The sequence below is a fragment of the Pseudomonas gingeri genome (assembly GCF_013385425.1).
GTDB lineage: Bacteria > Pseudomonadota > Gammaproteobacteria > Pseudomonadales > Pseudomonadaceae > Aquipseudomonas > Aquipseudomonas gingeri_D.
Genome location: NZ_JACAQA010000004.1, coordinates 132,679 through 156,533, shown reverse-complemented (window position 1 = coordinate 156,533; position 23,855 = coordinate 132,679). Strand labels below are relative to the sequence as shown.

The 23,855-nt window shown below is 61.6% G+C and carries 25 protein-coding genes; 6 read left to right on the top strand and 19 right to left on the bottom strand.

Translation table 11 applies throughout. The features are described from left to right. Window positions 1–3: 3 nt before the first annotated feature. From HX830_RS06320 to HX830_RS06310, 3 genes are read left to right on the top strand one after another with little or no spacing between them, the layout of a single operon-like run. Window positions 4–237 carry a PP0621 family protein gene (locus HX830_RS06320; RefSeq protein ID WP_177099363.1) on the top strand — a complete coding sequence of 78 codons (234 nt, stop codon included), beginning with the start codon at window positions 4–6 and terminating at the stop codon, window positions 235–237. Further along, entirely contained in the window at window positions 227–1,816 is a 1,590-nt protein-coding gene (locus HX830_RS06315; RefSeq protein WP_177099361.1) for a sensor histidine kinase, read from the top strand. The genes HX830_RS06320 and HX830_RS06315 overlap by 11 nt, the downstream gene beginning before the upstream one ends. A 2-nt stretch (window positions 1,817–1,818) precedes the next feature. Continuing rightward, window positions 1,819–3,162, top strand: coding sequence for a sigma-54-dependent transcriptional regulator (locus tag HX830_RS06310; RefSeq protein WP_177099359.1), 1,344 nt, complete (start codon window positions 1,819–1,821; stop codon window positions 3,160–3,162). Window positions 3,163–3,165: 3 nt separating this feature from the next. On the opposite strand, the gene thiO is transcribed toward HX830_RS06310, so the two are convergent. The 7 genes from thiO to HX830_RS06275 form a co-directional block, all read right to left on the bottom strand. Beyond that, window positions 3,166–4,266 (bottom strand): glycine oxidase ThiO, encoded by a 1,101-nt coding sequence (thiO, locus tag HX830_RS06305; protein WP_177099357.1) that lies wholly within the window; start codon window positions 4,264–4,266, stop codon window positions 3,166–3,168. A 55-nt stretch (window positions 4,267–4,321) separates the two neighbouring features. After that, the gene (locus HX830_RS06300; protein WP_177099355.1) at window positions 4,322–4,720 is read right to left on the bottom strand and encodes a type IV pilin protein; all 399 of its coding nucleotides are present in this window, start codon (window positions 4,718–4,720) and stop codon (window positions 4,322–4,324) included. A gap of 12 nt (window positions 4,721–4,732) precedes the next feature. Beyond that, complete coding sequence (locus HX830_RS06295) at window positions 4,733–7,855, bottom strand: pilus assembly protein (protein ID WP_177099353.1); 3,123 nt, start codon at window positions 7,853–7,855, stop codon at window positions 4,733–4,735. Continuing rightward, complete coding sequence (locus tag HX830_RS06290; RefSeq protein ID WP_247263167.1) at window positions 7,842–8,282, bottom strand: pilus assembly PilX family protein; 441 nt, start codon at window positions 8,280–8,282, stop codon at window positions 7,842–7,844. The genes HX830_RS06295 and HX830_RS06290 overlap by 14 nt, the downstream gene beginning before the upstream one ends. Window positions 8,283–8,347: 65 nt before the next feature. Further along, on the bottom strand, window positions 8,348–9,058 hold the full coding sequence (locus tag HX830_RS06285) for a PilW family protein (protein ID WP_177099351.1): 711 nt from the start codon (window positions 9,056–9,058) through the stop codon (window positions 8,348–8,350). After that, window positions 9,055–9,522, bottom strand: a complete 468-nt coding sequence (gene pilV, locus HX830_RS06280; protein ID WP_177099349.1) for a type IV pilus modification protein PilV — start codon at window positions 9,520–9,522, stop codon at window positions 9,055–9,057. The genes HX830_RS06285 and pilV overlap by 4 nt, the downstream gene beginning before the upstream one ends. Further along, complete coding sequence (locus HX830_RS06275; RefSeq protein WP_103498802.1) at window positions 9,522–9,998, bottom strand: GspH/FimT family pseudopilin; 477 nt, start codon at window positions 9,996–9,998, stop codon at window positions 9,522–9,524. Before HX830_RS06275 ends, pilV begins: the two co-directional genes overlap by 1 nt. Before the next feature lie 133 nt (window positions 9,999–10,131). Between HX830_RS06275 and HX830_RS06270 the strand changes: the two genes are divergently transcribed. After that, window positions 10,132–10,677 (top strand): GspH/FimT family pseudopilin, encoded by a 546-nt coding sequence (locus tag HX830_RS06270; RefSeq protein ID WP_177099347.1) that lies wholly within the window; start codon window positions 10,132–10,134, stop codon window positions 10,675–10,677. Here the strand turns inward: HX830_RS06270 and ispH are convergent. From ispH to murJ, 6 genes are all read right to left on the bottom strand, one after another. Beyond that, a complete protein-coding gene (gene ispH, locus HX830_RS06265) occupies window positions 10,654–11,601 on the bottom strand; it encodes a 4-hydroxy-3-methylbut-2-enyl diphosphate reductase (protein ID WP_152742083.1) in 948 nt (315 codons plus the stop codon). The genes HX830_RS06270 and ispH overlap by 24 nt on opposite strands. Before the next feature lie 34 nt (window positions 11,602–11,635). Beyond that, a complete protein-coding gene (fkpB, locus tag HX830_RS06260; protein WP_177099610.1) occupies window positions 11,636–12,073 on the bottom strand; it encodes an FKBP-type peptidyl-prolyl cis-trans isomerase in 438 nt (145 codons plus the stop codon). 7 nt (window positions 12,074–12,080) lie between these two features. After that, window positions 12,081–12,596: a signal peptidase II gene (gene lspA / locus HX830_RS06255; protein ID WP_103498804.1), complete on the bottom strand. Its 516-nt coding sequence runs from the start codon at window positions 12,594–12,596 to the stop codon at window positions 12,081–12,083. Further along, on the bottom strand, window positions 12,589–15,420 hold the full coding sequence (gene ileS, locus HX830_RS06250; protein WP_177099345.1) for an isoleucine--tRNA ligase: 2,832 nt from the start codon (window positions 15,418–15,420) through the stop codon (window positions 12,589–12,591). Before ileS ends, lspA begins: the two co-directional genes overlap by 8 nt. Further along, a complete protein-coding gene (ribF, locus tag HX830_RS06245) occupies window positions 15,417–16,367 on the bottom strand; it encodes a bifunctional riboflavin kinase/FAD synthetase (protein ID WP_177099343.1) in 951 nt (316 codons plus the stop codon). The genes ileS and ribF overlap by 4 nt, the downstream gene beginning before the upstream one ends. A gap of 130 nt (window positions 16,368–16,497) precedes the next feature. After that, entirely contained in the window at window positions 16,498–18,036 is a 1,539-nt protein-coding gene (murJ, locus tag HX830_RS06240) for a murein biosynthesis integral membrane protein MurJ (protein ID WP_177099341.1), read from the bottom strand. Window positions 18,037–18,289: 253 nt separating this feature from the next. On the opposite strand from murJ, the gene rpsT reads away from it, so the two are divergent. Further along, entirely contained in the window at window positions 18,290–18,568 is a 279-nt protein-coding gene (gene rpsT, locus HX830_RS06235; RefSeq protein WP_016967023.1) for a 30S ribosomal protein S20, read from the top strand. A gap of 225 nt (window positions 18,569–18,793) precedes the next feature. Here the strand turns inward: rpsT and HX830_RS06230 are convergent, their stop codons facing one another. The 6 genes from HX830_RS06230 to rplU all read right to left on the bottom strand — a co-directional run bounded on the left by HX830_RS06230 (window position 18,794) and on the right by rplU (window position 22,629). Beyond that, window positions 18,794–19,255 (bottom strand): CreA family protein, encoded by a 462-nt coding sequence (locus HX830_RS06230; RefSeq protein ID WP_177096025.1) that lies wholly within the window; start codon window positions 19,253–19,255, stop codon window positions 18,794–18,796. A 19-nt stretch (window positions 19,256–19,274) separates the two neighbouring features. Next, the gene (proB, locus tag HX830_RS06225) at window positions 19,275–20,393 is read right to left on the bottom strand and encodes a glutamate 5-kinase (protein ID WP_103498812.1); all 1,119 of its coding nucleotides are present in this window, start codon (window positions 20,391–20,393) and stop codon (window positions 19,275–19,277) included. A 6-nt stretch (window positions 20,394–20,399) separates the two neighbouring features. Then, window positions 20,400–20,654, bottom strand: a complete 255-nt coding sequence (locus HX830_RS06220; RefSeq protein ID WP_177099339.1) for a hypothetical protein — start codon at window positions 20,652–20,654, stop codon at window positions 20,400–20,402. Beyond that, window positions 20,599–21,822 (bottom strand): Obg family GTPase CgtA, encoded by a 1,224-nt coding sequence (cgtA, locus tag HX830_RS06215; protein ID WP_103498809.1) that lies wholly within the window; start codon window positions 21,820–21,822, stop codon window positions 20,599–20,601. The genes HX830_RS06220 and cgtA overlap by 56 nt, the downstream gene beginning before the upstream one ends. 199 nt (window positions 21,823–22,021) lie before the next feature. Then, the gene (rpmA, locus tag HX830_RS06210; RefSeq protein ID WP_100941438.1) at window positions 22,022–22,279 is read right to left on the bottom strand and encodes a 50S ribosomal protein L27; all 258 of its coding nucleotides are present in this window, start codon (window positions 22,277–22,279) and stop codon (window positions 22,022–22,024) included. 35 nt (window positions 22,280–22,314) lie between these two features. Beyond that, a complete protein-coding gene (rplU, locus tag HX830_RS06205; RefSeq protein WP_003176051.1) occupies window positions 22,315–22,629 on the bottom strand; it encodes a 50S ribosomal protein L21 in 315 nt (104 codons plus the stop codon). 241 nt (window positions 22,630–22,870) lie between these two features. Between rplU and HX830_RS06200 the strand changes: the two genes are divergently transcribed. Further along, a complete protein-coding gene (locus HX830_RS06200) occupies window positions 22,871–23,839 on the top strand; it encodes a polyprenyl synthetase family protein (RefSeq protein WP_100941439.1) in 969 nt (322 codons plus the stop codon). The last annotated feature ends 16 nt before the right edge of the window (window positions 23,840–23,855 follow it).

The following is a 23,855-nucleotide window of genomic DNA, read 5'->3' as shown; positions in this document are numbered from 1 at the left end:
GCCATGGTTCGCCTACTGTTCTGGATTGCACTGATTGCGGCCGCCGTGTGGTTCTGGCGTAAATTCAATCGGCCCACCGCCCCCCACCGCCCGGCAGACACACTGGAAGCCGCGCCCATGGTCCGTTGCGCCCATTGCGGCGTGCACCTGCCCCGTGACCGCGCCCTGAGCGTGCAACAGGACTGGTATTGCAGCCAGGCCCACCTCGAGCAAGGCCCGGGCCCTCGTGAGCGCTGAGACCTTCAGTCTCGGCGGTGCCCAGGCCCAGCGCCTGCTACGGCTTTATCACCTTTACCGTCTGAGCATCGGTATCGCCCTGGTCTTGCTGATCTCCAGCAAGATGGACGACAAACTGCTGGAGCTGACCGACGGCGAACTGTTCCGCACCGGTAGCTGGATCTACCTGATCCTGAATATCCTGGTGGTGGCCCTGCTGGAAAACCCCAGGCGCCAGGGCCAGGTCTTTATCCTGGCACTGGCGGATGCGGTGATGCTGTCCGGCCTGTTCTATGCCGCCGGCGGCGCACCGAGCGGCATCGGCAACCTGCTGATCGCCTCCGTGGCCATCAGCAACGTACTGCTGCGCGGCCGCATCGGCCTGCTGATCGCCGCCGTCGCGGCCATCGGCATCATTTACCTGACCTTCTACCTGAGCTTCAGCCGCCCGGCCGCCGCCGGCTATTACGTGCAGGCCGGTTTGCTGGGCATCTTGTGCTTCGCTGCCGCGGTTCTGGTGCAGGGTCTGACCCGGTTGCTGGCGGTGAGCGAAAACCTCGCCGAACAACGCGCCAGCGACGTCACCAATCTGGAAGAGCTCAACGCCCTGATCCTGCAACGCATGCGCACCGGCATCCTGGTACTCGACGAACAACACCGGGTGCAGCTCGCCAACCAGGGGGCGCTGACGCTGATGGGGGAGCAGGACCTGAACGGTCATGTGCTCGACGCCTATTCCCTGGAATTGGTCGAGCGCCTGCAAGTCTGGCAACGCAATCCGATACTGCGCCCGCAAAGCCTGAAGATCCTCGGCGCCGGGCCGATCCTGCAGCCCAGCTTTATCGCGCTCAAGCGCGGCGAGCAGACCCAGACACTGGTCTTCCTCGAAGACCTGTCGCAGATCGCCCAGCAGGCCCAGCAGCTCAAGCTCGCGGCCCTCGGGCGCCTGACCGCCGGGATTGCCCATGAGATCCGTAACCCATTGGGCGCCATCAGCCACGCCGCCCAACTGCTACAGGAGTCGGAGCAGATGCCGGAGGCGGACCGCCGTCTCACGCAGATCATCCAGGACCAGTCCAAACGCATGAACCTGGTGATCGAGAACGTGCTCCAGCTGTCCCGGCGGCGCCAGACGCAAGCGCAACTGCTCGACCTCAATGAGTGGCTGCAGGCCTTTGTCAACGAATGGCGCGAGCGTTCCCGGCCCAAACAGTGCCTGCACCTGCAGATCGACGACGCGTCCCTGCAGACCCGCGCCGATCCGCTGCAACTGACCCAGGTGCTGAACAACCTGCTGGAAAACGGCCTGCGCTACAGCGCCCAGTTGCATGAGCTGGCGCAGGTCTGGCTGACCTTGGCAGTGGACCCGAACAACGGGCTGCCGACCCTGGAAGTCCTGGATAACGGCCCCGGCGTCGCCGCCGAGCAGCGCCAGCACCTGTTCGAACCGTTCTTCACCACCGAGAGCCAGGGCACCGGCCTTGGCCTCTACCTGTCCCGCGAGCTATGCGAAAGCAACCAGGCGCGCCTAGACTACTCGGTACGCCAAGGCGGCAGTTGCTTTCGCATCACCTTCGCTCACGCACGTAAACAGAGTTGAACATGAGCCCACGGCAGAAGATCCTGATCGTCGACGATGAACCGGATATCCGCGAACTCCTGGAAATAACCCTGGGCCGGATGAAACTCGACACCAGCAGCGCGCGCAATGTGGCGCAAGCCCGGGAAAAGCTGGCCCAGGAAAACTTCGACCTGTGCCTGACCGATATGCGCCTGCCGGACGGCACCGGCCTTGAGCTGGTGCAGCATATCCAGCAACGTTATCCCCAACTGCCAGTGGCGATGATCACCGCCTATGGCAGCCTCGACACCGCGATCAACGCCCTGAAGTCCGGTGCCTTCGACTTCCTGACCAAACCGGTGGACCTGGCCCGCCTGCGGGAACTGGTCGCCAGCGCCCTGCGTTTGCCCACCAGCGGTGGCAAGCCGCCGTCCATCGACAGCCGGCTGCTGGGGGATTCACTGCCCATGCGCGCCCTGCGCAAGCAGATCGACAAACTGGCCCGCAGCCAGGCACCGGTGTATATCAGCGGCGAGTCGGGCAGCGGCAAGGAGCTGGTGGCGCGGCTGATCCATGAACAGGGACCACGTGCCGAACGGCCGTTCGTACCGGTGAACTGTGGGGCGATTCCGACAGAACTGATGGAAAGCGAATTTTTCGGTCATCGCAAAGGCAGCTTTACTGGCGCGGTGGAGGACAAACCGGGGCTGTTCCAGGCGGCCAATGGCGGCACGCTGTTTCTCGATGAAGTCGCCGATTTGCCGCTGGCGATGCAGGTCAAACTGCTGCGCGCCATCCAGGAAAAGGCCGTGCGCAGTGTCGGCGGCCAGCAGGAGGAAATCGTCGATGTGCGCATCCTCTGCGCCACCCACAAGGACCTGAACGCTGAGGTCAGTGCCGAGCGTTTTCGTCAGGACCTCTACTATCGATTGAATGTCATTGAATTACGGGTGCCATCCTTGCGTGAGCGCCGCGACGATATCGAGCCCCTGGCCACCAATGTCCTCAATCGACTGGCCTCGGGTAGCGGCATGCCGGCGGCTCGCCTGCATCCGCTGGCGCTGGATACGCTCAAGGGCTACCGCTTTCCCGGCAACGTGCGGGAATTGGAGAACATGCTCGAGCGGGCCTACACCCTGTGTGAAAACGAACAGATCGAAGCCGGCGACCTGCGTCTGGCCGAGGGTGGCGGGAGCACCATGCAAGTCGGCGAACCGAGCCTGGCGCAGATCGACAATCTGGAAGATTACCTGGAGAGCATCGAGCGCAAGCTTATTCTCCAGGCCCTGGAGGAAACCCGCTGGAACCGCACGGCGGCGGCCCAGCGCTTGAACCTGTCGTTTCGTTCGATGCGCTATCGGCTCAAGAAGCTCGGGCTGGATTAAGCCTCAGATCCGGCCCTCGGGCGCATAAGGCGCCGGATCGATGATCGGCTCGCGTCCCAGCAACAGATCGGCAAACAGCTGGCAGGACGCCGGCGCCAGCACCAGTCCGTTGCGAAAATGCCCGCAGTTCAGCCATAGCCCCTCGAACCCCGGCACCCGGCCGATATAGGGAATCCCCTCGGGCGAACCCGGGCGCAATCCCGCCCAATGCCCGACCACCTCAGCCTGCGCCAACGCAGGAATCAACTCGACCGCCGAGGCCTTGAGGCTTTCCAGCGCCGACAGCGTCGGCGTCTTGTCGAAGCCTTCATGCTCCAGCGTGCTGCCCACCAGGATATGCCCGTCACGCCGGGGAATCGCATAACGGCCTTTCGCCAGGACCATGCTCGAGAGAAAATCCGCCGCGCACTTGTAGAGGATCATCTGGCCCTTGACCGGCTCGACCGGCAGCGCCAGCCCCAAGCTGCCCAAGAGTTCGCCGCTCCAGGCACCCGCCGAGAGCACGACCTGATCGGCACGCAGCTCACCCGTGGCCGTGCGTACGCCGACCACGCGCTCGCCTTCACGGAGAAACCCGGCGACTTCGCACTGCTCGCGAATCGTCACATTGGGCAAGGCCTGCAAGGCTGCCTTGAGGGATTTCACCAGGCGCGGATTACGCACATTGGCGACATCGGCCATGTAGATGGCCCGAGAATAACCGTCGCCCATCACCGGTACCGCATCGTGAACCGCCGAGATATCCACCGCGCTCAGGGGACGCTGCTCACGTTCGGCCCAGGCCAGGGCCTCGGCTTCGTCGTCCAGGTCGAGCCAGTACAGGCCGGTGGTGTGAACCTCGGGATCGACACCGGTGGCGGCGAACAAGCGCTCGCCCAGTTGCGGATAAAAGTCCTGGGACCAATGGGCCAGGGCCGTGACCGCAGGGCTGTAGCGCCAAGGGTACAGCGGAGAAACGATACCGCCGCCGGCCCAGGAAGACTCCTGGCCAAGGCCGGAGCGGTCCAGCAGCGTCACTTTCCCGACCTCGGCGGCCAGATTGAAGGCAGTCAGCAGGCCAATCACGCCACCGCCGATAATTACCACGTGTTGTTGCGTTGCCATCGAGTCATCCAACAGAAAAAGAAACCGGTGCGGGCTGCGCCCTGGAAAGCGGCGGTCAGCGCCCCCAGCAATCTTTGCTCGTCAACCCCGCGGTTGCCCCTGGATTGGTAAGCGCGCCGGTATTAGTAATAGTGAAACCACCACACTTGTCACCAACCATCATCGACCCGGGCGCCGCCGTCGCCGCCAGGGTGAAATCCTGGGCATTCAGGGTCGGGGTAATTGTGTAATAGGTATTGCCGGCACTGACCGTCGCCCCCGAATAGGTACCGTTCTTCGAGTAGAACCGCTCAAGATTCTGGGTCTGCTCGGACAACAGCCCAGCAATCTCCGAACGGTGCGTGCGCTTCACATATTCGCTGTAACTGGGATAAGCCACCGCCGCCAGGATAGCGACAATGGCGACGACGATCATGAGCTCGATCAAGGTGAAGCCCTTGGAGATTTTTTGCATACACCGCCTTCCCTATTGAATTTGTCGCCACATGATCCGCCGACTGCCACCACCACCCTTTTCCGCCATGGAGGTCGTGCCGCCACTGGAGTCGCTGAAAATCTTGGCGGTGGATTGGTTGAGGATACTCGTCAGATTCGGAATACCGACAGAAAAGATAAAGCCGCTGGATTGCAGATCGTTGGCATCAACCACACCACTGCCGTTGGTATCGAGCACTGGATAGCTGAGCATCTTGCCGGTAAACGCATCCAATTCCACCACCTTGCCGGTACCGAAACTGACGCAAGGGTCGGTGGTATCCACCGCTGCGGTGGTGAAAATGATCCGACCGAGGGTGATCTGTGCCGGGTAGATCACCCGCTCGCCGGCCGCGACGTTGTTGTAGATCAGCGGCAGGTACCAACCCTTTTGCGTCGGATAGGTCACGGCGTTGGTGCTGGTGGTGAAGAACTGGATGCCGTTGGAGGTGAACAGCCCGGTAATCGACTGGGCTTGCAGGTTACTGACAGTCCATTGCCCGGTGCTGCCGCCGGCATCCCAGACGGCATAGAAGCCTTGTACGGCCTTGCTCAGCTTGTCCGCGGTCTCGTTGAACTTGCCGGTACCAAAAAACACCATGGTGCCACCAGCCGGGTTGGCCGCCAGCAGCGGCTGTGCGGTGATCGGCTGGGTGGTGGTGCCCGGCGCCGTGAACAGCGGACTGCCGGCAAAGGCCAGGCCCCAGCCGGAGGGCGATGTGGCACTCAAGTCGAATTTCCACAGGTTTCCCTTGAGATCGCCGCCGTAGGCAGCCTGCACCACGTTTTGCGCGTTCACGCTCAACTTCACCGAGGACAGGCCATTGGTGGTGTCACTGGTGTTGACCACTATTTTGCTGATCAGCGAACCGTCGCGAATATCCACGACATACAAGGCCGCCACCCCGGAGTTGCTGCCATAGCCATTGGCGATGAACGCCGCCCAGCGGCCATCGGAGAGCTTCGCCACTTCGGGTTTGGCATAGGCGTACCCCAAGTCATTGAAGGCGTTGCCAGTGTTAGGCGTATCCGGGGCACGCATTTCCCAAAGGGCGTTATACACGTTGCCGGCCGACGCATCGTACAGCTGGACCGCGTAGAAGGCCTTGCCGCCGGCCCCGACGCCGCCCAGGGCCACGGTCTTCCAGGCACTGTTGCTGAACTGGGCATCGTAGACCCCCACCTGACCGTCGTTGAGAAATTTGTGCCCGGTGCCGCCGGCATAAGCCGGGTCCGAAATGAAGTGCAGTGAAGGCAACACGCTGGAAGGCATATAGGCATAGAGCCGGGTACCCTTGGTCGCGTCGATGACACTGAAGAAGCCGTCGTTGGCATTGACCACCAGACTGCTGTTCATCCCCGTGGCCTTGGTGGCCAGGTAGCTGGTATAGCTGCTGTCGCCCACCAGATCGGAGGCGGTCTGCGCGGTTGGCAACGCCACCACCACCGGCGAATTGATGATATCGCCGAGCAACACGGTACGCACCTTCAAACCCGTCTTGTTGGTGCCTTTGCTCCACTCCACCAGATCGGTGCCGAGGATACCCGTGGGCAGGTTCAGGTTGAGGGTGGCCTGCTGCGTTGTGGAAAAACCCGTGAATGCCAGGCTGATCGCAGCGTTGCTGGTGGTATTCCAGGATTGATACAGCGGTGGGGTAGCCCCCGGAAGGATAGTGCTGTCGGTCGTCCAGTTGACCGCCGAGAGATTGACCGTGCCATTGGTATTGAGGCCATAGGACTTGATCGTGCCGCGCCAGTCCTTGGGGTCGTAGGCGCTCTGGAAATAACTCGTCGCGGTCCCCGCGCTCGCCGAATTGGACGCCCCGCCGCCGCCGGAACCGGCCTTGGAGGTGATATCGCTGAAGGCCGACGACAGCGCCGTGCTCAAGCCGGCCTGGTCGATGGCCAGGTAGTATTTGCCGTGACCGTAGTTGGCCGAGTTGGCGAGCATCTGGTTGCTGGCCGTCAGCCCCACGGTGTAGGTAAACATGTTCTGCTTGGGAAAGTCGGGGCTGTCCCAGCTCTTCCCGGCTGCGTCGTTACCCGCGGAACGCATATCGATGTCGTAGGCGAACTTGGCGAGATCGTCGAGGTACAGGGTATCCCCTTCATTGTCGCCGTTGGGGTTATTGCCATCGACGACGCCATCCCAGTTTGGCAGTGAGGGGGGGCCGCCCTGGGCCTGGGGATCGTTCGTCGGGAAGGTACGATCGTAGGTTGGCAAACCATCGGTGACCACCACGCCGTAGTTTTTCTGGCAACGATACTGAATCGGGCTGGTATAGGTGCTGGGCGATGAGTTGTAGTACGGCGTCATGCCGCGAAAATAGCGGGTGATCTCATAGTAGGTCTCGGCCAGCGGGGTGTTGGCGATCGAACGCAGCGTGCCGATCGAGGACAGCAGGTTGTTGTAGTTCGTATCGGCCTGGGCCTGCGTCACCGTGCCACTGACCGGAGACAGGTCGCTGATCGAGCGAACGATATAACCGCCGGGCCCCGGGTCGTAGTAACTCGGCGGGTTGAAGGTTGCCAGGCCGATACGCAGGTTGCGGTTGTTGGTTACCAGCGACGAGGCCACGTTACGCGCGACGTTGATCCGGTAATCGGTGGGAATCGTTCCGTCGGTGTAGTCCTTTTGCAGGGACGTCATCTGGGTGATCAGATAGTAAAGATACTTGTTGGAGATCCGCGTATTGCCGCCCCCCAACGGGTCCGGCAACTTCAGGCAGTAAACACTCGCGTTTTTGCTGGTCGACAAGGTGAAACCGCTGTAACCGGACGGGCAACTACCCGGATACAGATTGCCGATGAACTGGTTGTCACTGGTCATGTCCAGTGTCTGCAGGCTGCCGCAATTGGAATAGGAATAGCAGTTGTAGACCTGCAGGGGGACCTTCGTCTGATCGAAACCCGTGGCCCAGATCAGGTTGTCCATGCTGCCGGAGTCGTCCACCAGCAGCATCACGTTCGGCGCCACCGCCGCCGCGCTCAACAGCGGTGAGTCCGAAGGCGTGAACGCATACACCGGCGCCGCCAGATAAAGCCCCAGCAAGGCGCCGACAAGCCGCCGCGACCAAGCTGAAAAACGGCTTTCGCGGGCCTTAATACTTGGCATAGACACTCTCCACAATTGACCGCGAATTGCCGTTGATGGCCACTGCCGTCACGCGGTACAGGGTCGCCGAGGTATTGCTTGGCACATTGACCGCCGCCATCGTGGTACCTAGGTTCTGTACCCCGTAGAAGCCGCTGCCGGCGGCGATCCAGGTCACCCCCGAGGTGCCATTGGTCCCGGCGGCCGATACCGTGGCGGACTCCGCCGGCGGCGCACAGGTGACGTTGGTGGTGCACACCGCCAGGACGTAGGTACTTTGCTGAACCGCGCTTTCACCGGTGCGCAGCGCCGCCTCGGCAGTCTGGAACGAGGTATTGCGGAAGGTCACGCTCCCGGCCATCTTTTCCTGCAACGTCGCGTTGCGCATGGAGGAAATGCCGATCAGGGTCAACAGCAACAGGAATATCAGGCTGATCAACAGCGCCATGCCACGCTGCGGACCGGACCTCAAGCCTGGGTGCTTTCGGGGCGAGCACATCATACGAAGTCCACCTACTGGAGCCGGTTGCGCAGAGCCGCAACCACGCTGTACTGCTGATCGGCGACCTGGCCAAGCGGATCGTACAGGGTCATTTGCAGGCGCACGCTGCGGATGGTTGCCGGGTCTGCGGGATTGCTGCTGTAAGAGCTGACAGCAATATCGGTCGCGGATATCGCGACACCAAAGGAGACGGTGAAGCTCCTGACATTGCTCACCAGCCCAGCCGCCGGGCTGGCTCCGGTGGCGACGGTAATCTGGTTGTTGCTGAAGGCATAGATCTGCTTGCGCAAGGGGAAGGCCATTTGCCCGGCGGCCGGAGTAGCTGCCCCCTGGGTGGCCGTCGCCGTATTGCGACAATCGGAAACGATCGTCCAGGTCGGCGCCCCGCCATTGCCGCCGATATCGGCGGTCACCAGCGTCAGGGTATTGCTGGCGCTGTTCCAAGTGATCGGTGTGGGGGCAATCGCCAGGAAATCCGCCGCCGCCGTGGTATTGATGGCGCTGGTGGCCAGGCAGCCGAACATGCCGACCATACGAATTTCCTGCACCATCTTGCTGAGGATAAAGCGCGCATCCTCCTGCATGCCGGCGGCCTTGTTCTGGCTGATATAGGTACTCTTGGCCGCGACGAATATCTGGGTAATCCCCAAGACGACGATCAGTCCCAGGGTGATGGCGATCATCAACTCGATCAGGCCGAAGCCTCTGCTATGACGGATCATGGCCCGGCTACCGGATCGACTGCTACGCGGCTATTAAGCGTGAAACTGGGACTTGCCGTGTCGTGGGCCATATTGGCCGCCCGCTGGTCACTCCAGTTGATGACGATAGTGACCGCCCTGCCGTTCACGACAATGTTCCCATCCCCGTTAACCCCGGCAAAATTATTTATATTGGTCTTGAAGTCATAGAAATCGGCATCACGGGCTGCTGTCGAAGCCGCCGTTGCGGTGGAAGCTTTGGCGCTGGCCAGGGTGTAGTCCGCATCCGGATTGGCGCGGATACGGTCCATCATGTCGTAGGCAATGAAGCTGGCCTGGCTTCTCATCTTCGAGCTGTCCGTGTAGATCAGCGCATCGAGCTGAATCGCCGCCGCTCCCAGCAGGCCGATGGCGAGGATCAGCACCGAAATCAGCACCTCCACCAGGGTCATCCCTGATTGCCTCGCACTCCTCGTCCGTCGCATCAACAACCTCCGCCCAATGAAACCCGGCCATTGAGGCACACATTGATCACGCGGCTTTGTGTGCCCAGCGTATAGGTGAAAACCACCGCGGAACCGGGGACGGACAAGCCACCCAGGTTATTGAAATCGAGGGTGGTTACTCCGGAGGTCACCACCAGGGTCGCGCCGCTGGTCATGGCCGGTACGATCCTAATGTATTGGGGGTTGGCGCCATCGCTCGACACCTGCAAAACCCCCAGGTCTGTAGTCCAGGCCGCGTTGGCCGTGGTCGGCCGGACACGTACGGAAACACCTCGGTTCATGGCCTCGAGCCGCGCGAAATTCAGACCACGGACCAGGTCGCTGGCCTCGGTATCAGCCTCGGAACCCTGGATCGAACTGGTGAACGACGGCAAGGCAATCGCCACCAGGATCGCGAAGACCGCAAGGGTGACCATCAACTCGACCAAGGTAAAGCCGTGAGTACTGCGGCGCATGAGAAATCCCTCGATGCCATCGACTATAACTAGCGGTACAACCTAAAACATTCTTCATCAGGACGTACGGTTGTTTTCCCAGGATCAGCGCCCGGATCGCGCCGAAACACTCAGTCTCCAGGAGGGAGCCCAGATGGATCAGAAAGGATTCAGCCTTGTTCAGTTACTGATTGGTCTTGCCGTCATCGGCATTCTTGCCCAACTCGCCAGCCCGGCATTCAGCGAACTGATCGCCTCACAGCGGCGCCAGATAAGCGCCGACGAACTGGCCAATGGCCTGCAAATGGCGAGAACCGAGGCGATTCTACGCCAGCAGGCGGTCGTCATGTATGCCCTGGAAGAAGATTGGAGTCGAGGCTGGCGGATCATTGTCGACCGCAGTGGGCAAGGCCACCTGGATCCGGACAACCCGGTGCTGGTTGAACGACGTGGCGACGGACTGACACCGATCAGAGGCAACCGGTGGCTCACGCAGTTTGTCCGCTTCACCTCTGTCGGATGGCTCAACCCGAACAACAGCACCTCAATGGGCGGCACACTGCATATCTGCGCCAGGGACCAAGCGGTCAGCCACCATCAGGTGATCCTGGCAGCAACCGGTCGGATCAGGCTCGAAAAAAGAGCAATACCCGAGGCACTCTGCGCCTCCCCGGGCTTACAGCAAGGAGCGAACGCGTAGTTCCTTGGGCATGGAGAAGGTCACATTCTCCTCACGCCCGGCCAACTCGTCGGCACCGGTCGCGCCCCAGGCCTGGAGCTGCTGGATCACGCCACGCACCAGCACTTCCGGTGCCGAAGCCCCGGCGGTGATGCCGATCCGCTCGACACCGTCGAACCAGCTGCGCTGCAGGTCTTCGGCACCGTCGATCAGGTAGGCAGGCGTCGACATGCGCTCGGCCAGCTCGCGCAGGCGATTGGAGTTGGAGCTGTTCGGGCTGCCCACCACCAACACCACATCGCATTCGTCCGCCAGTTGCTTGACCGCGTCCTGGCGGTTCTGCGTGGCGTAGCAAATGTCGTCCTTGCGCGGCCCGCCAATGGCCGGGAAGCGCAACCGCAGGGCATCGATCACACGGCTGGTGTCGTCCATGGACAAGGTGGTCTGGGTCACGAACGCCAGTTTTTCCGGGTTGCGCACCTGCAAGGCGGCGACGTCTTTCTCGTCCTCCACCAGGTAGATCGAACCGCCATTGGCATCGTCGTACTGGCCCATGGTGCCTTCGACTTCCGGGTGGCCCGCATGGCCGATCAGGATGCATTCACGACCGTCGCGGCTGTAGCGCGCCACTTCGATATGCACCTTGGTCACCAGCGGGCAGGTCGCGTCGAACACCTTCAGGCCACGACCCGAGGCTTCCGTGCGCACGGCCTGGGAAACGCCGTGGGCACTGAAGATCACGATCACGTCATCCGGAACCTGCTCCAACTCTTCGACGAAGATGGCGCCACGGGCGCGCAGGTCTTCGACGACAAATTTGTTGTGAACCACTTCATGGCGCACGTAGATCGGCGGGCCGAAGACTTCCAGGGCCCGGTTGACGATTTCGATCGCCCGGTCCACGCCGGCGCAGAAGCCACGGGGGTTGGCGAGTTTGATATGCATGCTGTGCCTCGTGTCTTGCGCGCAAGGGGAAATATTAAAGCGCCTTGACCTCGATGATCTCGACATCGAAGGTCAGGGTCTTGCCCGCCAGCGGGTGGTTGAAGTCAACGGTCACCTGGGCGTCGTCGAACGTCTTCACCACACCCGGCAGCTCGGTGTTGGCCGCATCGTTGAAGATCACCAGCAAACCTTCCGACAGCTCCATGTCCTGGAACTGCGAACGCGGGATGACCTGCACATTCTGCGGGTTCGGCTGGCCGAAGGCATTTTCCGGGGCCACGGTCAGGTTACGCTTGTCACCGGCCTTGAAGCCGAACAACGCCACCTCGAAACCCGGCAGCAGGTTGCCGTCGCCGACCTTGAAGGTCGCCGGGGCCTTGTCGAACGTGCTGTCGACAGTGTCGCCGTTTTCCAGGCGCAAGGCGAAATGCAAGGTGACCTGGGTGTTCTGACCGATGCGTTGCTCAGCCACTGCGTGTTCAGTCATGAACGGGTTCTCCGGACTTTTTACTCTTGAACATATCCAGCGCCAGCATCACCGCGCCGACGCTGATGGCGCTGTCGGCAAAGTTGAACGCCGGGAAGTACCAGCGGTTCTGCCAGTGCACCAGGACGAAATCGATCACGTGACCCAGGGCCATGCGGTCATACAGGTTGCCCAGGGCACCGCCGAGCACCAGGGCCAGCGCAATCGCCAGCCAGGTTTCGTTGCGTCCCAGGCGCTTGAGCCAGACCACCAGTACCGCGCTGACCACCAGCGCGATCAGCGCGAACAGCCAGCGCTGCCAGCCGGAGCTTTCAGCCAGGAAGCTGAAGGCCGCGCCGGTGTTGTAGGCCAGGGTCCAGCTGAAGTAATCGGGGATGATCACGATCTGCTGGTACAGGGACAGCGAGCTTGCGAAGTGAAGCTTGCTGACCTGGTCGATGACCAGGACCAGCACGCTCAACCACAGCCAGCCCAGGCGGCCGAAACGGCCGGCACTGGTATTAGGCATAGTGGCGCACCTCGCCTTCGCCGCTGATATTGTCCACGCAACGACCGCAGATTTCCGGATGCTCCGGGTTGACCCCGACATCCTCGCGGTGATGCCAGCAACGGCCGCACTTGGCATGGGCGGACTTGACCACCTTGAGCTTGAGCCCGGCGACTTCGGTGACCACCGCATCCGCCGGAGCCAGCGCCAATGGCGCAACGGTCGCGGTGGAGGTGATCAGGACAAAACGCAGTTCGTTGCTCAGCTTGCCCAGGTCGGCCACCAGGGCCTCTTCGGCGAACAGGGTCACTTCGGCCTGCAGGTTGCCGCCGATGGCCTTGGCCGCCCGCAGGTTTTCCATCTCCTTGTTGACCGCGACCTTGACCGCCATGATCCGCTCCCAGTAGGCGCGGTCCAGCTCGAAGCCTTCCGGCAGCTCGCTGAGGCCTTCATACCAGGTATTCAGCATGACCGACTCGTTGCGCTCGCCCGGCAGGTACTGCCACAGCTCGTCGGCGGTGAAGGCCAGGATCGGCGCGATCCAGCGCACCAGCGCCTCGCTGATGTGGTACAACGCGGTCTGGCAGGAACGCCGGGCCTTGCTGTTGGCGCCGGTGGTGTACTGGCGATCCTTGATGATGTCGAGGTAGAAACCGCCCAGCTCCTGCACGCAGAAGTTGTGTACCTTGGAGTAGACGTTCCAGAAACGGTATTCGCCGTAGTGCAGTTCCAGCTCCCGTTGCAGCAACAACGCGCGGTCCACGGCCCAACGGTCCAGGGCGAGCATCTCGTCGGCCGGCAACAGGTCGGTGGCCGGGTTGAAACCGCTCAGGTTGGAGAGCAGGAAACGCGCGGTGTTGCGGATCCGCCGGTAGGCGTCGGCGCTGCGTTGCAGGATCTGGTCGGAGACCGCCATCTCGCCCGAGTAATCGGTCGAGGCGACCCACAGGCGCATGATGTCGGCACCCAGGGTGTCGTTGACTTTCTGCGGCGCGATCACGTTGCCCAACGACTTGGACATCTTGCGACCCGCCTCGTCGACGGTGAAACCGTGGGTCAGCAGTTCGCGGTAAGGCGCGTGGTTGTCGATGGCGCAGCCGGTCAGCAAGGACGAGTGGAACCAGCCGCGATGCTGGTCCGAGCCTTCCAGGTAGAGGTCGGCCCGTGGACCGCTCTCATGGCCCATCGGGTGCGAACCGCGCAGCACGTGCCAGTGGGTGGTGCCGGAATCGAACCAGACGTCGAGGGTGTCGCTGATCTTGTCGTACAGCGGCGCTTCGTCGCCCAGCAGCTCGGCGGCGTCCATCTTGAACCAGGCTTCGATGCCTTCGACTTCGACACGCTGGGCCACTTGTTCCATCAGCTCGGCGGTACGCGGGTGCAGCTCGCCGCTTTCCTTGTTGAGGAAGAATGGGATCGGCACACCCCAGTTGCGCTGGCGGGAGATGCACCAGTCCGGACGGTTGGCGATCATCGAGTGCAGGCGCGCCTGGCCCCAGGCCGGGACGAACTGGGTCTCTTCAATGGCCTTGAGCGCGCGCTCACGCAGGGTATCGCCGGCCACCGGGGCCTTGTCCATGCCGATAAACCACTGCGCGGTGGCGCGGTAGATCAGCGGGGTCTTGTGGCGCCAGCAATGCATGTAGCTGTGGCTGATGGTTTCGGTATGCAACAGCGAGCCGACTTCGCTCAGCTTGTCGACGATGCCCGCGTTGGCCTTGAAGATGAACTGGCCGCCGAAGAACTCCAGGGACTCGGCATACACGCCGTTGCTCTGCACCGGGTTGAGGATCTCATCGTTGACCATGCCGTACTGCTTGCAGATCTTGAAGTCGTCCTCGCCGTAGGCCGGGGAGCAGTGAACGATACCGGTACCGGCACTCAGTTCGACGTAGTCGGCCAGGTACACCGGCGACAGACGGTCATAGAACGGGTGACGGAAGTTGATCAGTTCCAGGGCTTCGCCCTTGGCAATGGCCAGTACCGAGCCTTCGAGTTTGTAGCGCGCCAGGCACGATTCGACCAGCTCTTCAGCCAGTACCAGCAGGCGGTCACCGACATCCACCAGGGCGTAGTTGAATTCCGGGTGGACGTTCAGCGCCTGGTTGGCCGGGATGGTCCACGGGGTGGTGGTCCAGATCACGATCGCCGCCGGCTTGGCCAGCGACGGCAGGCCGAATGCGGCAGCCAGCTTGTCCTGGTCGGCAATCGGGAAGGCCACGTCGATGGTCGAGGACTTCTTGTCCTGGTATTCGACTTCGGCTTCGGCCAGGGCCGAACCGCAATCGAAGCACCAGTTCACCGGCTTGAGGCCCTTGAACACGAAACCGCCCTTGACGATTTCGGCGAGTGCGCGGATTTCACCGGCCTCGTTCTTGAAGTCCATGGTCTTGTAGGGGTTGGCGAAGTCGCCGAGCACACCCAGGCGGATAAATTCGGACTTCTGCCCTTCGATCTGCTCGGTGGCGTAGGCACGGCACAGTTCGCGGGTCTTGTCCGCGCCCAGGTTCTTGCCATGAGTCACTTCGACCTTGTGCTCGATCGGCAGGCCATGACAGTCCCAACCCGGCACATAAGGGGCATCGAAGCCGGCCAGGGTCTTGGACCGGATGATCATGTCCTTGAGAATCTTGTTCAGCGCATGACCGATGTGGATCGTGCCGTTGGCATACGGAGGACCGTCGTGAAGAACGAACTTCGGACGATCCTTGCCAATCTCGCGCAACTTCCCGTACAGGCCAATGCTGTCCCAGCGCTGCAGAATCTGCGGTTCGCGCTGTGGCAGGCCGGCCTTCATTGGGAAGGCGGTGTCCGGAAGGTTAAGCGTGGCTTTGTAGTCGGTCATTTCAGGCTCTTTTTAAGCGGTGAACCCTGCCAGTGGGCACGGGCGGCGGCGACGTCCGCATTGATCGCCGTCTTGAGCGCCTCCAGGGAGGCGAATCGCTGCTCATCGCGCAGCTTGTGGTGGAAAACCACGGTCAAACGCCGGTCATACAGATCACCGGTAAAATCCAGCAGGTGCACTTCCAGGTGAGCGCTGCCATCACCTGAAACCGTGGGCCGCACGCCGATATTGGCGACGCCCGGCCACGGCTGGCCGTCGATCTCGACGCTGACCAGGTAAACCCCGGTCAACGGCACGCGACGGCGCTTGAGCTGCACGTTGGCGGTCGGCGTGCCCAGTTGGCGCGCCAGCTTCTGGCCATGCAGCACCCGTCCGGCAATCCGGAACGGGCGACCGAGCAAGCGCTCGGCCAAGGCGAAGTCAGCCGCCGCCAGGGCATTACGTACCTGGGTGCTGCTGACCCGCAGGCCATCGAGCTCGACGGTCTGCGCCGCCTCGACGGTGAAACCCCGGGCGCTGCCCGCCTGTTGCAGGAACGCGAAGTCGCCGACGCGATCACAGCCGAAGCGGAAATCGTCGCCGACCTCCAGATGCTGCACGCCGAGACCGTCCACCAGGATGGTATCGACGAACTCGGCGGCGCTGAGTTTGCTCAGGCGCTGGTTGAAGGCCAGGCACAGAACCCGGTCGACGCCCTCGGCGGCCAGCAGTTTCAGCTTGTCGCGCAAGCGCGCCAGACGTGCCGGCGCGGTGTCCGGAGCAAAGAATTCACGGGGCTGCGGCTCGAAAATCACCACGCAGCTGGGTACACCCAACTCCAGCGCACGCTCACGCAGTCGGGCCAGGATAGCCTGGTGACCACGGTGAACACCGTCAAAGTTGCCAATGGTGGCGACGCAGCCCCGATGCCGGGGGCGCAGGTTGTGAAGGCCTCGAACCAGCTGCATAACGCGCTTCTTGCTCATAAAGTGGTCGATTATAACCACACCCGACGGCCGACGACAGGCAACAGCAGCACCCAAATCGATCGAACCGACAAAACTCTCTTGCGTGACACCCTCTCGGGGGCACCCCGAGCTACGTCAATGATTTGCGATTGAAATGCCGCAAACGCAGCCCCATCGCCGCCAGCATGGCGAAATAGGCCAGCACACCGGCCACCACCAACCCACCCAAACGCAGGAAACGCTCGAACATGTGCCCCTGGTCCCAGGCCGGCATGATGCGCATCAACCCCAGCAATACCGCCGACATCACCGCCACCGCCAGCACCAGCTTCAGCAGATAGACGCCCCAGCCCGGCTGCGGCACAAAGAGTTGTTGCTTGCGCAATTGCCAGAACAGCAGCCCGGCATTGATACAAGCCCCGGCGCTGATCGCCAGCGCCAGCCCGGCATGGGCCAATGGCCCGATAAAGACCAGGTTGAGCAGTTGCGTGACCGTCAGGGTGAAAATCGCGATTTTCACCGGCGTGCGAATGTTCTGCTGCGCGTAGAAGCCCGGCGCCAGCACCTTGATCATGATGATGCCCAGCAAGCCCAGGGAGTAGGCCACCAGCGCACGCTGGGTCATGGAGGCATCAAAGGCACTGAACTGGCCGTACTGGAACAGCGCCACCGTCAGCGGCTCGGAGAGAATCGCCAGCGCCAGGGAGCACGGCAACACCAGCACGAAGCACAGGCGCAGGCCCCAGTCGAGAATCCGCGAATACTCGTGGCGGTCCTTGCTGGCATAGGTTTTCGACAGGATCGGCAACAGAATGGTGCCCAGGGCCACACCGAGCACCCCGGACGGCAACTCCATCAAGCGGTCGGCGTAGTACATCCAGGACACCGAGCCCGCCACCAGGAAAGAGGCGAAGATGGTGTTGATGATCAGCGAGATCTGGCTCACCGAAACGCCGAGAATCGCCGGCAGCATCTGCTTCATTACCCGCCAGACACCGGCGTCACGCAGACTCAGCCGTGGCAGCACCAGCATGCCGACCTTTTTCAGGCTCGGCAGTTGGTAGAGCAGTTGGGCCAGGCCACCGGCCAGCACCGCCCAACCCAGGGCCATGACCGGCGGGTCAAAGTACGGCGTCAGGAACAGGGCAAAAATGATCATGCTCACGTTCAGCAGCGTCGGCACGAAGGCCGGCACCGAAAAACGGTTCCAGGTATTGAGGATCGCCCCCGCCAGGGAGGACAGCGAGATCAGCAATATATAAGGGAACGTCACCCGCAGCAGGTCGGAGGTCAGCTTGAACTTCTCCGGCGTGTCGGTGAACCCCGGGGCCGTGGCCCAGATCACCCAGGGCGCGGCGACCATGCCCAGCACCGTCACCAACGCCAGCACCAGGGTCAGCAGGCCGCTGACATAAGCGATAAAGGTCCGGGTCGCCTCCTCGCCCTGCTGGCTCTTGTATTCCGCCAGGATCGGCACAAAAGCTTGGGAAAACGCGCCCTCGGCAAAGATCCGCCGCAGCAGGTTGGGCAGTTTGAAGGCAATAAAGAAGGCATCGGTGGCCATTCCGGCCCCGAAGATACGCGCGATAATCGTATCGCGAACGAAGCCCAGAACCCGGGAAATCATCGTGATAGAGCTGACGGCAGCCAACGATTTGAGCAGATTCATTAAAAGAGTGTGCGCCTTTGGAGAAAGAGCAGGCGAACAAAGCGCCCAGTTGTGCGATACTCCGCGCCGCAACAGCACAGAGCCAAAGCTCGCGAGTTTACAGGTCAGGCGCCGGAAATAAATCACCCGTCACTTCAAGATCGACCACTCAGCGGAACGCATCACCCGCCCTTGACAAGACCTCAACTCATCGGCATGATTCGCGGCCTATTTTGTTTGCTATTTCCTAAAAAGTCTTTCGAGGAGCTCGACGGTGGCCAACACACCTTCCGCCAAAAAACGTGCAAAACAGGCTGAGAAGCGTCGCAGCCACAACGCCAGCCTGCGTTCCATGGTTCGTACCTACATCAAGAATGTAGTTAAAGCCATCGACGCAAAAGACGCTGCCAAAGCTCAAGCCGCTTATGTTCTGGCTGTTCCTGTTATCGACCGTATGGCCGATAAAGGCATCATCCACAAGAACAAGGCCGCTCGTCACAAGGGTCGTTTGAACGGCCACATCAAGGCCCTGAACCTTGCTGCTGCAGCCTAAGCGACACGCTTGTTAAAAAACCGACCCTAGGGTCGGTTTTTTATTGCCTGCAATTCCGACACTCCTTACAGAAAATCACACCAATCTGTAGGAGCAGGGCTTGCCCGCGAAGAGGCCCTCAAGATCGCCAAAAGCTTCGCGGCGGCGCGGCGTCCCGACAAGCCCTGCTTCTACAGGCTCGAGTTCGACGCCAGAACCAGACAACACAATTACCGCCCCAATACCTTACTGATGCGGCCAAGGCAGGATCGGAATCGCCGTCACCGCATTCTGCGGACTACCTTCGATCAAGCGGTCGCTATAGACCAGATACACCAGGGTATTGCGCTTCTTGTCGAGGAATCGCACCACCTGCATGGTCTTGAACACCAGCGAGGTGCGCTCCTTGAACACCTCCTCGCCATCCTTCAACTCACCACTGAAACGAATCGGCCCGACCTGACGACAGGCCAGCGATGCCTCGGCACGATCCTCGGCCAACCCCAGACCACCTTTCAAGCCGCCGGTCTTGGCCCGGGACAGGTAGCAGGTCACGCCCTCGACCTTGGGATCGTCAAACGCCTCGACCACGATACGATCGTTCGGCCCGACAAACTTGAAGACCGTCGACACCTGACCAATCTCTTCCGCCGACGCCAGCAATGGCATCGCCAGCAGCAATCCCAACAATCCCTTTGCGATACCCATAGCCCTCTCCCTCAATCCATCACACCAGAATCAGGTTATCGCGGTGAACCAGTTCAGGCTCCGCCATATACCCCAGCACACCGACAATCGCATCCGACGGCTGGCCGATAATCTTCTGCGCCTCAAGCGCACTGTAGTTCGCCAGCCCACGAGCGATCTCACGACCGTCCGACGCCACGCACACCACCATCTCACCACGCCGGAAGCTGCCCTGGACCAGCTTCACGCCCACCGGCAGCAAACTCTTGTGATCCCGCGCCAGCGCATTCACCGCGCCATCATCAAGCACCAGCGTGCCACGGGTTTGCAGATGACCGGCCAGCCACTGCTTGCGCGCCGCCAGCATGCCACGCTCAGGCGACAGCAAGGTGCCGATGCGCTCGCCCGCCTTCAGGCGATCCAGCACCCGCTCCAGGCGCCCGCCGACAATGATCGTGTGCGCCCCGGAACGCGCCGCCAGCCGCGCCGCGCGCAACTTGGTCTGCATACCGCCACGCCCCAGCGCACCACCGGTACCGCCCGCCACCGCATCCAGCGCCGGATCATCGGCACGGGCTTCATAAATCAACTGGGCATCGGGGTTGTTGCGCGGATCGGCGTCGAACATGCCATCGCGATCCGTGAGAATCACCAGCAGGTCCGCCTCCACCAGGTTGGCCACCAGCGCCGCCAGGGTGTCGTTGTCGCCAAAACGGATTTCATCGGTGACCACGGTGTCGTTCTCGTTGATCACCGGGATGACCTTGAGCTCCACCAGCGCCCGCAAGGTGCTGCGTGCATTGAGGTAGCGCTTGCGGTCGGACAGATCGTCATGGGTCAGCAGGATCTGCGCGGTATGCCGGCCATGCTCGGCAAAGCTCGATTCCCAGGCCTGCACCAGGCCCATCTGACCAATGGCGGCGGCGGCCTGCAACTCGTGCATGGCCGTCGGTCGCACCGTCCAACCCAGACGACTCATACCCGCCGCCACCGCACCGGAAGACACCAGTACCAACTCGACGCCCGCCTCATGCAACGCCACCATCTGCTCGACCCAGACCCCCATTGCGGCGCGATCCAGACCCTTGCCGTCCGCCGTCAGCAGTGCGCTGCCGATCTTCACGACCCAACGCTGCGCACCTGTCACCTTGCTCCGCATCATCTTTCAACCTTGGCTTGCGGGCAGCACGACCGAGCACTGCCCATGCGATTGTTCAGGGTAGCCGGTTCCCAGAAACCAGAACGCCGCTCGAATGAGCGGCGCCAGGTGGAACAGGCTGATGACGATGATAACACCGCCACCCGTCAGATAGACCGCCCGCTCACCCTCGAGCAGCGGCCAATCCGCACAACATGCGGCAACATCAGTCGCGCACGTAGATGATTTCCGGGCCATCTTCGTCATCGACATCTTCTTCATCCCAGTCATCGTCGCCGATGTCGTGGACGCTCTTGACGCCGCTGCGGCGCAGGGCACGCTGGTCATCCAGGGCCTGCAGCTGGGCACGCGCCTCATCTTCGATGCGCTGATCGAGATCGCGCAGCTCGTCGGCATAGGCCGGGTCATTGGCCAGGCGATCGAGACGATCTTCCAGGTAGCGCATGATGTCGCGGGTCAGGCGCTCGGTCCCCTCCTTGGCAATCGCCGAGATCACATAGACCGGACCGGTCCACTGCAGGCGCTCGACCACTTCCTTGACCCGCTCCTCGTGCTCTTCCTCGAGGATCTGGTCGCACTTGTTCAGCACCAGCCAGCGATCACGCTCAGCCAGGGACGGGCTGAACTTGGTCAGCTCGTTGACGATCACTTCGGCGGCATCCGGCGCACTGCTGTCATCCAGCGGCGCCATGTCGACGAGGTGCAGCAGCAAACGCGTGCGCGCCAAGTGCTTGAGGAAGCGAATCCCCAGACCGGCACCGCCCGAAGCACCTTCGATCAACCCCGGGATGTCGGCGATGACAAAGCTCTTCCAGCGGTCGACGCTGACCACGCCCAGGTTCGGCACCAGGGTGGTGAACGGATAATCCGCCACCTTCGGCTTGGCGGCCGAGACCGAACGGATAAAGGTACTTTTACCGGCGTTCGGCAAGCCCAGCAGGCCGACATCCGCCAACACCTTCATTTCCAGCTTGAGGTCGCGCTGCTCGCCCGGCTTACCCGGCGTAGTCTGGCGCGGCGCACGGTTGGTGCTGGATTTGAAACGACTGTTGCCCAGGCCGTGCCAGCCGCCATGGACCACCAGCAGGCGCTGACCAGCCTTGACCAGGTCACCGATGACTTCCTGGGTGGCGGAATCGATCACCGTGGTGCCGACCGGCACGCGCAGCTCCAGATCCTCGCCCTTCTTGCCGGTGCAGTCGGTGCTGCCGCCGTTGGAACCGCGCTCGGCATCAAAGTGCCGGGTATAGCGGTAATCCACCAGGGTGTTGAGGTTTTCGTCGGCGACCATATAGATCGAGCCGCCGTCACCACCGTCACCGCCGTTGGGACCGCCGTTTTCGATGAATTTTTCCCGACGGAAACTCATGCAACCGTTGCCGCCGTCACCAGCTTTTACGCGAATCGATACTTCATCAACGAACTTCATAACACACGCCTCTCGCCACCAGGACGAGCCGAAAAATCACAAGTACAAGTATAAGACTCTTGCAAAGATGAGCGCGGCGACCTCAATCAACGACCGAAAAATCCAGCGCCGACAGCCCATACAAACAGCTTTGCAAGAGACTCACCCCACAAACGAAAAAGCCCCGTCGCAAGACGGGGCTTCTCCAGCACTCTCGCGATTAAGCCGCGATGATGCTCACGTAACGGCGGTTGAACGCGCCTTTTACTTCAAACTTGATCACGCCTTCGACTTTAGCGAAGAGAGTGTGATCTTTACCCATGCCAACGCCGTAACCGGCGTGGAATTGGGTGCCGCGCTGACGCACGATGATGTTGCCCGCTTTGATAGCCTGGCCGCCATACATCTTCACGCCAAGGCGTTTGGCTTCTGAGTCGCGACCGTTACGGGTACTACCACCAGCTTTTTTGTGTGCCATGAGTTCAATTCTCCAAAAAGGGGATTAGGCTGAAATTAAGCCTGAATACCGGTGATTTTGATCTCGGTGTACCACTGACGGTGGCCCATACGCTTCATGTGGTGCTTACGACGACGGAACTTGATGATGCGGACTTTATCGTGACGACCTTGGGAGATCACTTCAGCCACAACGGTAGCGCCCGCAACAACTGGAGCGCCGATGTTCACGTCATCGCCATTGGCGACCAACAGAACGCGATCAAAGGTAACGGATTCGCCGGTGGCGATTTCCAGTTTCTCGATCTTCAGGTATTCACCTGGAGCGACTTTGTACTGCTTGCCGCCGGTAACGATTACTGCGTAAGACATGGTATTTCTCCGATAATCCTGCTCACCCAGCGCTTTATAGGTAAAGGTATTGGCTGGCATGGCTGCATGGGGCTGGAACGGCCCAGATGCAATTGCGTAAGGCAGGTGCTGCCCAGGAAGTTCAGGGTGCGCGATTGTACGCAAGCCATCTGGCCATTGCAAGCCCGTAGACCGCGTACCTTGACAGCACAGACCCCCCGCCCTAGCATGCCGCGCAACCCTTCTGGAGCGACTCCCGCTGATGCAACCCCAAGCTTTCTACCGCGCGGTGGCGGACGATTTTAGCGCCGTCGACGGCATCATCAAGAAGCAGTTGACTTCCCGGGTACCGCTGGTCTCGAAAATCGGCGATTACATCACCTCGGCCGGGGGCAAACGCCTGCGTCCTTTATTGGTGTTGCTGTGTGGCAAGGCCCTGGGCCGCGAAGGCGACGACCTGCGCCTGCTCGCCGCCACCATCGAGTTCCTGCACACCGCCACCCTGCTGCACGACGACGTGGTCGACATGTCCGGCATGCGCCGTGGCCGCTCCACCGCCAATGCCATGTGGGGCAACGCCCCGAGTGTGCTGGTGGGCGACTTCCTGTACTCGCGCTCCTTCGAAATGATGGTCGAGCTGGGCTCGATGCCGGTGATGAAGATTCTTTCACAGGCCACCCGCATCATCGCCGAAGGCGAAGTGTTGCAGCTGTCCAAGGTCCGCGACGCCAGCACCACTGAAGAAACCTATATGGAAGTCATCCGCGGCAAGACCGCAATGCTCTTCGAAGCCTCGACCCACAGCGCCGCGGCCCTGTGCCAGGCCACGCCGGAGCAGACCGAAGCGCTGCGCACCTTTGGCGACCACCTGGGTGTTGCGTTCCAGTTGGTGGACGATCTGCTGGACTACAAAGGCGATGCCGAGACCCTGGGCAAGAACGTCGGCGACGACCTGGCCGAAGGCAAGCCGACCCTGCCGCTGATCTACACCATGCGCGAAGGCACGCCGGAACAGGCGGCCCTGGTGCGCCAGGCGATCCAGAAAGGCGGCATCGAAGACCTGGAAAGCATTCGCGAAGCCGTACAGGCCTCCGGCTCCCTGGACTACACCGCGCAACTGGCCCGCGACTACGTGGCACGGGCGATTGCCTGCCTGGAAGCGCTGCCGGCGAGCGAATACCGCGATGCCCTGGTGGAACTGAGCGAGTTTGCGGTCGCCCGTACTCACTGATTCCCCCCCTGCAAGC